Annotated in this window: 11 protein-coding genes; 6 read left to right on the top strand and 5 right to left on the bottom strand. The window is 58.9% G+C overall.

The window, feature by feature from the left end:
- Positions 1-86: 86 nt before the first annotated feature.
- The 5 genes from C5L12_RS16180 to C5L12_RS16160 all read right to left on the bottom strand — a co-directional run bounded on the left by C5L12_RS16180 (position 87) and on the right by C5L12_RS16160 (position 5,490).
- Complete coding sequence (locus C5L12_RS16180) at positions 87-929, bottom strand: dipeptide ABC transporter ATP-binding protein (RefSeq protein WP_105373087.1); 843 nt, start codon at positions 927-929, stop codon at positions 87-89.
- Positions 926-1,795 (bottom strand): ABC transporter ATP-binding protein, encoded by an 870-nt coding sequence (locus C5L12_RS16175; RefSeq protein WP_105373086.1) that lies wholly within the window; start codon positions 1,793-1,795, stop codon positions 926-928. Before C5L12_RS16175 ends, C5L12_RS16180 begins: the two co-directional genes overlap by 4 nt.
- A 2-nt stretch (positions 1,796-1,797) precedes the next feature.
- Positions 1,798-2,715 (bottom strand): ABC transporter permease subunit, encoded by a 918-nt coding sequence (locus tag C5L12_RS16170; RefSeq protein WP_105373085.1) that lies wholly within the window; start codon positions 2,713-2,715, stop codon positions 1,798-1,800.
- 15 nt (positions 2,716-2,730) lie between these two features.
- Entirely contained in the window at positions 2,731-3,735 is a 1,005-nt protein-coding gene (locus tag C5L12_RS16165; RefSeq protein WP_105373084.1) for an ABC transporter permease subunit, read from the bottom strand.
- Between the two features lie 159 nt (positions 3,736-3,894).
- Entirely contained in the window at positions 3,895-5,490 is a 1,596-nt protein-coding gene (locus tag C5L12_RS16160; RefSeq protein WP_105373083.1) for an ABC transporter substrate-binding protein, read from the bottom strand.
- Between the two features lie 574 nt (positions 5,491-6,064).
- Between C5L12_RS16160 and C5L12_RS16155 the strand changes: the two genes are divergently transcribed.
- The 6 genes from C5L12_RS16155 (at position 6,065) to C5L12_RS29070 (ending at position 12,721) form a co-directional block, all read left to right on the top strand.
- Positions 6,065-7,426 carry a M20 family metallopeptidase gene (locus C5L12_RS16155; protein ID WP_425350801.1) on the top strand — a complete coding sequence of 454 codons (1,362 nt, stop codon included), beginning with the start codon at positions 6,065-6,067 and terminating at the stop codon, positions 7,424-7,426.
- A 134-nt stretch (positions 7,427-7,560) separates the two neighbouring features.
- The gene (locus tag C5L12_RS16150) at positions 7,561-8,916 is read left to right on the top strand and encodes an aspartate aminotransferase family protein (protein WP_105373081.1); all 1,356 of its coding nucleotides are present in this window, start codon (positions 7,561-7,563) and stop codon (positions 8,914-8,916) included.
- A 74-nt stretch (positions 8,917-8,990) separates the two neighbouring features.
- Positions 8,991-10,451 (top strand): phospholipase D-like domain-containing protein, encoded by a 1,461-nt coding sequence (locus C5L12_RS16145; RefSeq protein ID WP_105373080.1) that lies wholly within the window; start codon positions 8,991-8,993, stop codon positions 10,449-10,451.
- A 73-nt stretch (positions 10,452-10,524) separates the two neighbouring features.
- Positions 10,525-11,355, top strand: coding sequence for an endonuclease/exonuclease/phosphatase family protein (locus tag C5L12_RS16140; protein WP_105373079.1), 831 nt, complete (start codon positions 10,525-10,527; stop codon positions 11,353-11,355).
- An 80-nt stretch (positions 11,356-11,435) separates the two neighbouring features.
- The gene (locus tag C5L12_RS16135; RefSeq protein ID WP_105373078.1) at positions 11,436-12,410 is read left to right on the top strand and encodes a threonine ammonia-lyase; all 975 of its coding nucleotides are present in this window, start codon (positions 11,436-11,438) and stop codon (positions 12,408-12,410) included.
- 176 nt (positions 12,411-12,586) lie between these two features.
- A complete protein-coding gene (locus C5L12_RS29070; protein ID WP_280952528.1) occupies positions 12,587-12,721 on the top strand; it encodes a hypothetical protein in 135 nt (44 codons plus the stop codon).
- The last annotated feature ends 185 nt before the right edge of the window (positions 12,722-12,906 follow it).

Raw genomic sequence — 12,906 nt, 5'->3', positions numbered from 1 at the left:
ACCTTCCCTGAAGGGGATGTCGCCGCGAAGCGGTGGGTGGGGTGCAATCTTTCAGATGGATCACCCCACCTCCTTGAGGGGAGGAGTCAGGCCTCGGCCATCGCCTTCTTTTTTGCAATACGCTGGCGGATGGTTTCGACGTCCGCGCGAGGTGTCGCTGCAAACAGCGTCCGGGTATACTCGTGCTTGGGGTCGGAAAAGACCTCATCGCGCGTACCGTATTCAACCGCCTCTCCGAAATACATCACCATGACCTCGTCAGCGATATAGCGAACGACGGAGAGATCGTGGCTGATGAAGACGTAGGTGAGATTGAACTCGTCCTGCAGGTCGGCAAGCAGGTTCAACACCTGTGCCTGGACCGAAAGATCAAGCGCCGAGACCGGCTCGTCTAGCACGAGGAGCTTTGGATTCAGCATCAATGCGCGCGCGATCGCGATACGCTGGCGCTGACCACCGGAGAACATATGCGGATAGCGGTTATAATGCTCCGGCCCCAAACCGACCTTCTTCAGCATCTCGTTTGCGCGATGCCGCCGTTCTTCCGCCGATATATCCGTATTGATCGCTAGCGGTTCACCGAGCACATCGCCGATCTTCTGGCGCGGATTGAGCGAGCCATACGGATTCTGGAAGACGATCTGCACCTTCTGACGCATTTCATGGGTGAGGCGCCCCGGACGTGTATCGACCTTTTTCCCGTCGATCAGAAGGTCGCCGGCAGTCGGCTCGTCGATGAAGGTGATCATGCGGGCAAGCGTGGACTTGCCGCAACCGGATTCGCCGACGATCGCGAGCGTTTTGCCGCGTTCCAGCTTGAAGGAAATGCCCTTCACCGCGTGAATGATCTTCTTGGGCTTGAAGAGGCCGCCTGAGAGTTCGTAGTCGCGCTTGATGTCGCGCACCTCGAGCATAGTATTATCGGTCATGCATTTGCTCCCAATCCCGTTCCCTGGGCAGGTTCCGGAGTTCCGTCAAAGAAGGCGGAAACGGTGGTGAGGCGGTCGCCGGTGGCGTTTTCCGGCAGCGCCGCCAACAGGGCTTTTGTGTAGTTGCTCTTCGGGTTTTCGAAGAGGGAGAGCACGTCCGCCTCCTCCATCTTGCGGCCCTTGTATTGCACCACCACGCGGTCGGCCGTCTCGGCCACGACGCCCATGTCATGGGTGATCATGATGAGGCCCATGCCGTTCTTGGCCTGCAGCGACATGATGAGGTCCAGGATCTGCTTCTGGATCGTCACGTCGAGAGCCGTGGTCGGTTCGTCGGCGATCAAGAGCTTCGGGTTGCAGGCGATGGCGATGGCGATCATCACCCGCTGGCACTGCCCGCCCGACATCTGGTGCGGGAAGCTGCCCAGCCGCTCTTCCGGGTTAGGCAGGCCCACCTGCTTGAAGAGTTCGATGGCGCGGGCGCGGCGGGCTTGTCTGTCGAGGCCGAGGTGGACGCGCAGTACCTCCTCGATCTGGAAGCCCACCGTAAAGCACGGATTGAGGCTGGCGATCGGTTCCTGAAAGATCATCGCGATATCCTTGCCGATCAGCTTGCGCCGCTCGGCCGGGCTGATCTTCTGGATGTCGCGGCCTTCAAAGAGCATGCGGTCTGCGGTGATCTTCGCAGTCCAGGGTAGAAGCCCCATGACCGCAAGCATGGCGACCGACTTGCCGGACCCGGATTCGCCGACGATCGCCAGCACTTCACCATTTTGGACCGACAGCGAGACTCCGTCCACGGCTTTGAACCAGCCTGTCGCGGTTTCGAATTCGACTGTGAGATTGTCTATTTGCAGAAGCGCCATGATCAGGACCTCTTCAGTTTCGGGTCGAGCGCATCGCGCAGGCCGTCGCCCATCAGGTTGATGGCAAGGACGGTGATGAGGATCGCCAGGCCGGGGAAGGTGACCACCCACCAGGCGCGCAGGATGAATTCCCGTGCTTCGGCGAGCATCGTGCCCCATTCCGGCGCGGGTGGCTGAGCACCCATGCCGAGGAAGCCGAGGGCAGCCGCGTCCAGGATGGCGTTCGAGAAGGAAAGGGTTGCCTGAACGATCAGCGGCGCGGTGCAGTTCGGCAGGATCGTACGGAACATCAGGCGTAATGGGCCGGCACCTGCAAGGCGGGCCGCGGTCACATAGTCGCGGGTCTTCTCGGCCATCACAGCCGCGCGGGTGAGACGCACGAAATGCGGCTGGAGCGTTAGCGCGATGGCGATCATTCCGTTTGTCAGGCTGGGTCCCAGGATGGCAACGAGCACCAGGGCGAGCAGCAGCGACGGAAAGGCCAGGATAATATCCATCAGGCGCATGATGACTGTGTCGACCCAGCCACGGAAATAGCCCGCGATCAGACCAACCAGAATACCGCCCACCAGCGACAGCGTGGTTACGAAGACGCCGATGAACAGCGAATATTGAGCGCCGTAGATCAGGCGTGAAAGAATATCGCGTCCAACAGGATCGGTGCCCAGCAGGTATCCAGCGCGGCCACCTTCGGTCCAGATCGGCGGCACCAGTACCGCGTCGCGATACTGTTCAAAGGGTGAGTGCGGCGCGATGATCGGTGCGAATACCGCGATTACGACAAGCGCCAGGAAGACGAAAAGCCCGATGACGGCGCCGCGGTTTTCGGAAAAATAGAACCAGAACTCCTTGAGCATCTGGCGGCGCATGGCGGCGGTCGAAACGGCCGCGGGCGCCTTGTCGATGATGGTATCGGCCATGGGATTTTCTCCTTCTTAGTGCCGTATACGGGGGTTGATCAGGCCGTAGAGCAAATCAACGATGAGATTGACGAACATGATAATGGCGGCGATGAGCAGCAGGCCGCCTTGAATGACCGGGTAGTCTCGGCGGAAGACGCTGTCGACCATCCATTTGCCGATGCCGGGCCACGAGAAGATCGTTTCGGTCAGGATCGCGCCGGCGAGCATGACGCCGATCTGCAGGCCGATGGTGGTGATAACCGGGATCATGGCGTTGCGCAGAGCATGGATGCCGACGACGCGGAAGGGCGAAAGCCCCTTTGCCCGGGCGGTGCGGACGTAATCCTCAGACAGGACCTCCAGCATGGCCGAGCGCGTTTGCCGCGCAATGACTGCCAGCGGGATCGTGGCCAGCACGATCGAAGGCAGCGCCAGATGGCTCAGTGCCGATGCGAAAGCACCCTTCTGGCCAGACAGCAGCGAATCGATCAGCATGAAGCCCGTCACCGGCGGAAAGAAGAACATCAACGAGATGCGTCCGGAGACCGGGAACCACTGCAGGGTGCCCGAGAAGAGGATGATCAGTAGCAGGCCCCACCAGAAGATGGGCATCGAATAACCGACGAGAGCGACGCCCATCAGCGCCTGATCAAAGAACGATCCCCGCTTGATGGCCGCGATTACGCCAGCCGGAATGCCAAGTGCAACCGCGATGATGATTGCGCAGAGTGATAGTTCGATCGTGGCTGGGAAGAGGGCCAGGAACTGGTCGAGGATCGGTTTCTTCGACACGATCGAAGAACCGAAGTCGCCGGTCACCACGCCGCCTAGATAATCGAGATATTGGACCACCAGCGGCCGATCGAGACCCAGTTGCTGACTGATAACGGCATGGCGCTCCGGCGACATGACTCGTTCACCCGAAAGAAGGGCCACGGGATCGCCCGGCAGCAGCCGGATAAAGGCAAAGGCGATGATAGAGACCCCGATAAAAGTCGGGACCAGCACGGCGAGGCGCCGCAAAAGGAAGCCAAACATTCTAAAACCTTCGATGGTTTCGGTCTTGGCCGGTTCAAGGCTTTGTCAAGCCATGGAAGCGGCGATTGAGGCGTCTGTGCCACATTTTTTGGCGTCTCATAAGAAAATGCCGCGGGAAACGCAACGCGCCCCGCGGCAAAAACATTGTGAGCCGCTAAATTACTCGGTGATATCGACGGCTTCGAAGGTGAAGTCGCCGAGCGGGCTCTGGGTGAAGCCCGTCACGCCCTTGCGCATCGGAACGATGGAGAGGGAGTGATCGAGTGTGGCCCAGGGGGCTTCCTTCTTGAAGATCACCTGTGCCTGCTCATAGAGCTTCGTACGTTCCTCGTCGTTGGACGTGACCTTGGCCTTCTTCACGAGTTCGTCGAACTCCTTGTTGCACCACTGAGCGCGGTTGTTGCCGCCCACGGCATTGCAGCCGAGCAGGGTGTCGAGGAAGTTGTCCGGGTCGCCGTTGTCGCCGGTCCAGCCGAGAATGACGGCGCCGTCACGGTCCTTGGCCTTGGAGCGATCGAGATATTCGGCCCATTCATACGAAACGATCTCGACCTTGACGCCGATCTTGGCGAAATCGTCCTGCATGATTTCCGCTGCGCGGCGGGCGTTCAGCATGTAGGGGCGCGAAACCGGCATCGCCCAGAGCTTCATCGAAAGATCCTTGACGCCGGCGTCGGCGAGCATCTTCTTTGCAGCGTCCAGATCATAGGCGTCGTCCTGGGTGGCCTCGTTGTAAGACCACATGGTCGGCGGGATCGGGTTTTTCGCCGGGGTCGCCATGCCTTGGAAGACGGCATCGACGATCGCCTTCTTGTTGATCGCCTTGTTCAGCGCCTTGCGGACTTCGACCTTGTCGAATGGAGCCTGGGTTGTGTTGTAGGCGAGATAGGCGACGTTCAGGCCTTCCTGCTCCAGAACCGTGAGGTTCGGATTGGATTTCATGGACTGGACGTCGGCTGCGTTCGGATACGGCATGAGGTGGCATTCGCCAGCCTGCAACTTCTGATAGCGAACTGCTGCGTCGGTGGTGATTGCGAAGACCAGATCGTCGATCTTCGGAGCCGGACCCCAGTAGTCGGCATTCTTTTTGTAGCGGATAACCGCGTCCTGCTGATAGCCGACGAACGTGAACGGACCGGTGCCGACCGGCATCTGGTTAAGCTGTTCCTTCTTGCCGGCCTTGTCGAGGCTGTCGGCATATTCCTTCGACATGATCGATGCGAACGGCATGGCGAGGTTGGCGAGGAACGGTGCTTCCGGCTTGTTCAGCGTGATCTTGACGGTGAGGTCATCGACCTTTTCCACCGACTTGATGAGTTCCGGGAAGCCCATGCCGGCGGCATATTCCCAGGCGGCACCCGGGATATACTGGTTCCAGGCGTTCTTCGTGTCGATCTGGCGGCCAATCGAGAAGACAACATCGTCGGCGTTCAGGTTGCGACTCGGGGTGAAGAAGTCGGTGGTCTGGAACTTCACATTCGGGCGAAGCTTGAAGGTGTAGACAGTGCCGTCACTGGAGATTTCCCAGCTCTCGGCGAGGCCTGGCTCCGGCTGCGTCGTGCCCGGCTTGAATTCGAGAAGGCGGTTGTAGATCGGATGAGCGGACGCGTCGAAGGTGGTGCCGGCCGTGTAGATGCCGGGGTCGAAGCCTTCCGGGGAACCTTCGGAGCAGTAGACGAAGGTCTTGGCGCTAGCAGCGCCCGCGAAGAAGGTCGCCGACAGCAGCGCCGCGGCAAGGGTCAGTTTGTATTTCATGATAGTCTCTCCCGTGTGACCTGTGGCCTCTTGCGGCCCAGGTAATCTGTCATTGAACTAGATGCGCAACGGTGCGCTTCAAGCTTGATATTCTTGTTATTTACCTCCCGGTCGGCGAATTGGACCCTCGTGTGCTTCGATTGTTCCTTCCGGCGGAAGTCATTTTACGTCCACGTAATTGCAGAGCGCCAGGTTTTCGCAAGGCTACAGCTCCGTCTATTTTCGTAGCGACAGCGTTTCTTAGAAAATTTTCCGCAAGTTCGACACAATCCCCATGTGTTCTTACCATTTTTGGTCCGATCTTTAGATTCTCGACCGGCAACGGCGCGGGAGCATAGCGATTATCATTCTGTTGTCGAGATGCGAAAATTCGCCTTTTCGGTCACTTTTTCATTTCAGATGTGTGATCCTGACGAGTGCTGTATTGGCGCATTGCCATCGGGTGAGAATGGAGTACGGTTCGGCCCTCCAATCAGCATTACTTGCATCGAGGCGATGGTTCATGAGGACAGGCAATTCCAATCTCCCGCTTATCTGGGATTTCATCGACCGCAAGACCGAGGTTTTTATCGATTTGGCGGACCGGGTCTGGGAGACGCCTGAAACCTGCTACATGGAGAAGCTGTCAGCGTTGGCGCATCGGGAAATGCTGGAAGCTCAAGGTTTCGCCGTTACTGAAGATGTGGCCGACATACCGACAGCGCTGATAGGGGAAGCGGGTGAAGGTGGCCCGGTCATCGCCTTTCTCGGGGAATATGACGCATTGGCAGGACTGAGCCAGAAGGCGGGACTTTCCCACCACGAGCCGATTGTTGCTGGCGCAAACGGGCATGGCTGCGGCCATAATCTCCTCGGCTCGGCCTCGCTTCTTGCGGCGACGGCGCTCAAGGATTGGCTGGAAGAGACGGGAACGCCCGGCCGCGTGCGCTACTACGGCTGCCCCGCGGAAGAAGGCGGTGCGGCCAAGGCTTTCATGGTTCGCGCCGGTGCCTTCGAGGACGTGGATATTGCCATCAGCTGGCACCCCAGCAACTTTGCAGGCGTGCAGCGCGAGACTTCGCTCGCCAATTGCAGGATCGATTTCAGCTTTACTGGACGCGCCGCTCATGCAGCCGCGGTGCCGGAGCTTGGGCGCAGCGCCCTCGATGCGGTGGAACTCATGAATGTCGGCGTCAACTATATGCGTGAACACATGCCGTCCGATTGTCGCATACATTATGCGGTGCTTGATGCCGGCGGCATTTCGCCGAATGTGGTGCAGGCTTATGCCAAGGTTCGTTACGTCGTCCGTGCGCCGGAACTGCCGGGCCTCCTCTCACTGATCGAGCGCGTGAAGAAAGTCGCGGAGGGCGCGGCTTTGATGACCGAGACGAAGGTCGAGAGCACCATCCTTGCGGGCGTATCCAACCTCATCGTCAACACGCCGTTGATGGATGTGATGCAGGACGTCTGGGACAGCATCGGTCCGCCTCCATTCGATGAGGAAGATCGAATATTCGCGGAAAAAATCCGCGCAACATTAACCCCGGAGGACATTTCGGCAAGCTGGAGCCAGGAGCGGCTGGAGGAACGGGATGTCCCGCTTGCGGATTTCATCCTGCCGGCTCATAGCGAAAATCGCCAGATGGGCGGTTCCACCGATGTGGGGGATGTCAGCTGGGTGGTGCCGACGGTGCAGGCCTACGGCGCAACGCTTGCCGTAGGGACCCAGCTTCACACGTGGCAGGTCGTCGCGCAGGGCAAGAGCCCCCTTGCCCATAAAGGAATGATCTCTGCAGCCAAGGCTATGGCTGCTACCGGTCTTGCCGCGATCGAGAGCGAGCAGCTCCGCGAAGCCGCTTGGGCCGACTTGAAGAGACGGCGCAAGGGACAGGTTTATACAAGCCCAATTCCGCCGGGTGCCAAGCCGCCAGTTGCGGCGATGACGGTGAAATAGCCAAATCCATTGATCGAACCGTCAATTCTTTTGACCGTTCGGTGGGGCTGAAAACGGCAATTGGGACTGTCCAATGCCGTGGTTTGCTCCTATGAAAATCCATCTATCGTGGTATGTCTCACAGGAGGTCACCCGTGACTATTCAGCCGAACTCCATCGAAGCCCGGGACAAGGCTTATCACCTTCACTCCTACACCAATGCCCGCGCATTGGAACGGGACGGTTCCCTGGTGATGGATCGCGGCGAAGGCATCTACGTCTACGACAACAACGGCAAGAAATACATTGAAGCGATGGCAGGGCTTTGGAGCGTCGCCGTCGGCTTTGGCGAAAGCCGTCTCGTTGACGCGGCCACCAGGCAGATGGCGAAGCTGCCTTACTATCATACCTTTACGGCCCGCAGCCACGGACCTTCCATTGAGCTCGCCGAAAAGCTGATCCAGATGGCGCCGGTTCCGATGTCGAAGGCTTACTTCACCAATTCCGGCTCGGAGGCCAACGATACCGCGATCAAGATGGTCTGGTACCGCTCCAATGCGCTCGGCAAGCCGGAAAAGAAGAAGATAATCTCCCGCATCAAGGGTTATCACGGGGTGACGATCGCAGCTGCGAGCCTGACCGGCCTACCGAACAATCATCGTTCCTTCGATCTTCCATTGCCCGGAATTTTCCACACGACCTGCCCGCATTATCGCACCTTCAAGCAGGAAGGCGAGACCGAGGCAGCGTTCGTGGAGCGCTGCGCAAAGGACCTTGAGGATCTGATCCTGAAGGAGGGCCCTGAAACCGTGGCGGCCTTTATCGGTGAGCCGGTCATGGGTGCCGGCGGGGTCATCGTGCCGCTTGCCGGCTATTGGGAAGCGATCCAGAAGGTGTTGAAGAAATATGATGTTCTTTTGATCGCCGATGAAGTGATCTGCGGTTTTGGCCGGACTGGCGAGATGTTCGGCACGACGACCTACGGGCTTCAGCCGGATATCATGACGTTATCCAAGCAGATTTCCTCATCCTATCAACCCATTTCGGCACTGCTTATCAACGAGAACGTCTACCAACCGCTCGCCGATGAATCGGCGAAGATCGGCACCTTCGGCCATGGGGTGACGGCCGCGGGGCATCCAGTGGCGGCCGCCGTAGCGCTGGAAAACATCGCGATCATAGAGGAGCGCGATCTCGTCGGTAACGTGCGGGCCTTGGCGCCGAAATTCCAGAGTCGCCTGAAGGCGCTGGAAGGCCATCCGCTGGCGATCGAAGCGCGCGGCGTCGGCCTGATCGGCGCATTGGAGTTGAAGCCGCGTGACGGTTTTGCCGCCGGACAGCTTGGTCCGAAGCTGTTTTCGATCATGGTGGAAAAGGGCCTCATCTCCCGCGCGATCGGAGATTCCATGGCACTTTGCCCACCGATGATCGTCAACGAGCAGCAGGTAGACGCCATTTTCGACACCTTTGAAGCTTCGCTTGACCTGTTCCAGAAACAGCTCGCCGCCTGACATCGTACCGGATCTGGATAACCTCTTGATCCGGCTCGATTGCGGAAAGCACTTGCGCTCCTATATTGAGCGTTATGCTTGATCTCGCCGAGGGCTATTGGCCGCACATCCTCTTCACTGCATCGGTCCTGGCGGGGGCGGCGGCGGCAATTCACGCCGCGATGACAAAGGAGGAAGTACGTTCGGCCGTGGGCTGGGTCGGCGTCATCATCCTTTCCCCGATCATCGGAGCCCTGCTTTACCTGATTGCTGGGATCAACCGCATCCGACGCACCGTCATCAGTGATCGCCGCGCGCTGCTTCAGGGGGAGATTCGTGCCCATTTCGCTTCTTATGATGCTACGGACGACCTAGTCGCCGACGGATTCGGCCGCCGGTTCGTAGCCATGAAGACGCTTGGCGATCGTGTGACGCATCATCGCTTGACGACCAGCAATCTGATCATTGCGCTTGATACCGGGGACGAGGCCTATCGCGCGATGCTCGGTGCCATCGACGGTGCTCAGCGAAGCATCATCCTGGAAACCTACATATTCGATCGCGACAGGATCGGTGAGCGTTTCGCCCGCGCCTTGATCGAGGCCGTGAAACGCGGCGTTGAGGTCCGTGTCCTCATTGATGCGGTTGGCGCTCGGTATTCCGTCCCGAGCGTTCTCGGCCGGTTGCGCGACGGCGGCGTCATCGTCGACGTCTTCAACGGCAATGTCATCATGGGACTTAGATTGCCCTATGCCAATCTCAGAACGCACCGGAAAATATTGGTGATCGATGGCAAGACAGCCTTTACGGGCGGCATGAACATCCGCGAAGGCTTTTCAAGCGAATTCAGCGGAGACATGTGCTCCTTCGATACGCATTTCAGGGTCACCGGTCCGGTCGTGGCCGATCTCTTCGCGATTGCGGCAGCCGATTGGCGGTTCGCTACCGACGAGATGTTGGACGAGGAGGCCTGGGCTCTTGATCCGCCGGAAACGGAGCCGGGAAAAGCCGTCTTCGTGCGAGCTGTGTCGTCCGGCCCCGACCGCAGCGTGGAGACGAACCACAAGATGTTGATGGGCGCCTTATCGGTGGCGCGGTCCTCCATCCGCATTGTCTCGCCATACTTTCTGCCGGATCGCGAGTTGATTACGGCGCTAGTTACCGCGGCGCGACGTGGTGTGAAGGTCGATATCGTCGTCCCTACCTCCAACAATCTGGTGCTGGTCGACAGGGCGATGACGGCGCAATTCGATCAGATGCTGAAAAACCATTGTCGGATCTGGCGAGCTTCCGGTCCCTTCAATCACTCGAAACTCATGGCCATCGATGGTCGGTGGGGCTATGTCGGCTCGTCAAATCTCGATCCTCGGTCCCTTCGGCTTAATTTCGAGGTGGATCTCGAAGTTCTGGATTGCGCGTTTGTGGAAGCTTTGGAGCGAAGGATCGACCTGGCAATTTCCTCCGCAACTGAAGTGACGCTTGAGGCGTTGATGGCAAGACCCTTTGTGGTACGTCTCATTGAGCGCGTGCTATGGCTCGGGTCACCCTATCTTTAGACTGAGCTGGAAATGCTAGATCAATGAGCGGATTGTCGTATAATCCACCTCTCTGCGAATAACCTTCGGAACCATGCGGGAAAAGCGCACAAATCTTCCCACAAATATCCTGGCATCAATCCGCGCCCGCAAGGACCGCGGAGCCGGCGTCCATGCACCGCATGACCGGGCCAAGGGCATGCTGGTTGCCTCCTATAACGTGCATAAATGCGTGGGCATCGACGGCAAGTTCGATCCGGCTCGAACCAGCCATGTCATCCGCGAGATAGGCGCCGACGTGATCGCTCTTCAAGAGGCGGATACCCGCTTCGGCGAACGGCGCGGGCTGCTCGACCTCGCCTGGATGGAGCGTGAAACCGGGCTCTTTCCCGTTCCGATCAGCGGCGTTGCCAAGGCGCATGGCTGGCACGGCAATGTTGTCTTCTTTCGCGAAGGGCTGGTTCGCGACGTGCATCAGGTCAAATTGCCGGGGCTCGAGCCTCGGGGTGCCCTTATCACAGAGCTGGAATTGAAGGACGGCAGCGCGTTCCGGATCATCGCCGCCCATCTCGGGCTTCTCAACCGTTCCAGGCATCAGCAGGCCCGCGTCATCATCGATATCCTGCGATCACGTGCCGAACAGCCGACCGTTCTGATGGGCGATCTCAACGAATGGCGGCTGGGAGACCGGTCCTCCCTCAACACGCTCGCGAGCGTGTTCGGTTTGCCGGCGGCTGTGCCGAGCTTTCCGTCGCGTTTGCCGGTGCTGGCTCTTGATCGAATCATGGCGAACCGGCCGGGTCTGCTGGACACCGTAGAGACCCACGACACGCCCCTCGCAAGGCTTGCTTCCGACCACCTGCCGATCAAGGCAGTGTTGAAGCTCGGCATGCTGCCTGCCAGCGATCACGCTGAAGCCGGCTGATATGTTCTACAGCCTTTACCAGGACGGAAAGCGTCGATAGGCTGTCGGCCATCTGCTTCATCTTTCCTTTGGAATTCCATATGACCGATATCAGCATGATCGAAGCCGCGCAGGCCCGATTGGACGGGCACGTGCGCCGCACGCCGTTGCTGTCTTCTCCATTCCTCGATGAGATTGCGGGGCGGCGCTTATTCGTGAAGCCGGAATGTCTGCAGCATACCGGTTCCTTCAAGTTCCGCGGCGCCTGGTCGGCGATATCGGCTCTCTCGCCTGAGGTGCGTGCCAAAGGGGTCATCGCCTTCTCTTCAGGCAACCATGCGCAAGGCGTCGCGCTTGCAGCGAAGATCCATGGTATCCCGAGCGTTATCGTCATGCCGTCCGACGCACCTCGCATCAAGATCGACAACACCCGCGCCTATGGCGCCGAGGTGGTGCTTTACGATCGCGCCAACGAGGATCGAGATGCTATCGGCGCTCGATTGTCGCAGGAGCGTCAGCTCACCCTCGTCAAGCCGTTCGATGACCCGTATGTGATTGCCGGTCAAGGCACCGCCGGATTGGAAATCGCCGAACAGGCGAAAGAACTGGGCATCGAGAAGGCCGACGTGCTGGTGCCGACCGGCGGCGGCGGGTTTATTTCGGGTGTCGCCTTGGCCCTGGAAGCCAAAGCCCCTGATTTTGTGGTACATCCGTGCGAGCCGGAAGGTTTCGACGACGTCGCGCGCTCTCTGGCGTCCGGAAGGATTGAACGTAATTCCACCCAATCCGGCTCGCTTTGCGATGCAATCATCACGCCCCAGCCAGGTGCGATTACTTTTCCGATCATGTCGCGGCTTTGTGGTTCGGGCCTCGTGGTGACGGAAAGTGAAGTGCTTCATGCGGTAGCACTTGCCTTCAACCGCCTCAAGATCGTCGTGGAACCAGGAGGTGCTGTAGCCTTGGCCGCAGCGCTGTTCCATGGGGAAACGCTCGGGGAAACAGTGATAGCCATTTGCTCGGGCGGGAATATCGACCCAAATGTCTTTCGTCTGGCCCTTGACCAGAGTGCAATTTAGAAGCGATACGAGGCTCAGGGAATAACAAACCGTTAATCCCTTGGAATGCTCGTTAAGAAAAAAGGATTTTCTACGGAACGCATAGCTGAGTGAAACATTATCTCTATCGGGTTTATCGAGATAAGGTAGCATAGGTAACGCTCGCAAAGGGCGGCACCAGAACCCGGGAGGCATCCATGCGCCAGCTACAACATCAGACACGGTCCTTTTCCGTTCGTAGCGCTAGCAAATGGCAGTGGGCAGCCAATACCGCCCTGGTTTCGGCAGCCTTCATCTTCGTCGGCGCCGTAGTGCTTGGGCTCTTTCCGTAAGCTTCCGGTCTTCCCAAGACTGTACGACACCTCCCGCGCTCCGCTGGCGCGGGAGGTGTTTTGTTGTGCGCCCAGCATGGGCGCATTCTTGTGGGTGGAAGTCCCACCGTAAGCTGGTCATGGCGAGCGAAGTGAAGCGCAACTGCGGAAGGGCGACCGACCGTGGGGAGGAAGCGTGGATCGAA

It is taken from the genome of Neorhizobium huautlense, assembly GCF_002968575.1.
Lineage (GTDB): Bacteria > Pseudomonadota > Alphaproteobacteria > Rhizobiales > Rhizobiaceae > Neorhizobium > Neorhizobium huautlense.
Note: the sequence above shows the minus strand (reverse complement) of the source record. Positions and strands in the feature narration are given on the sequence as shown.

Excerpts from the sequence above, each read along its gene's own strand:
- C5L12_RS16170 (WP_105373085.1), bottom strand. The coding sequence starts at position 2,715 with ATGGCCGATACCATCATCGACAAGGCGCCCGCGGCCGTTTCGACCGCC.
- C5L12_RS16160 (WP_105373083.1), bottom strand. The coding sequence starts at position 5,490 with ATGAAATACAAACTGACCCTTGCCGCGGCGCTGCTGTCGGCGACCTTC.
- C5L12_RS16140 (WP_105373079.1), top strand. The coding sequence starts at position 10,525 with ATGCGGGAAAAGCGCACAAATCTTCCCACAAATATCCTGGCATCAATC.
- C5L12_RS16175 (WP_105373086.1), bottom strand. The coding sequence starts at position 1,795 with ATGGCGCTTCTGCAAATAGACAATCTCACAGTCGAATTCGAAACCGCG.
- C5L12_RS16180 (WP_105373087.1), bottom strand. The coding sequence starts at position 929 with ATGACCGATAATACTATGCTCGAGGTGCGCGACATCAAGCGCGACTAC.
- C5L12_RS16135 (WP_105373078.1), top strand. The coding sequence starts at position 11,436 with ATGACCGATATCAGCATGATCGAAGCCGCGCAGGCCCGATTGGACGGG.
- C5L12_RS29070 (WP_280952528.1), top strand. The coding sequence starts at position 12,587 with ATGCGCCAGCTACAACATCAGACACGGTCCTTTTCCGTTCGTAGCGCT.
- C5L12_RS16145 (WP_105373080.1), top strand. The coding sequence starts at position 8,991 with ATGCTTGATCTCGCCGAGGGCTATTGGCCGCACATCCTCTTCACTGCA.
- C5L12_RS16165 (WP_105373084.1), bottom strand. The coding sequence starts at position 3,735 with ATGTTTGGCTTCCTTTTGCGGCGCCTCGCCGTGCTGGTCCCGACTTTT.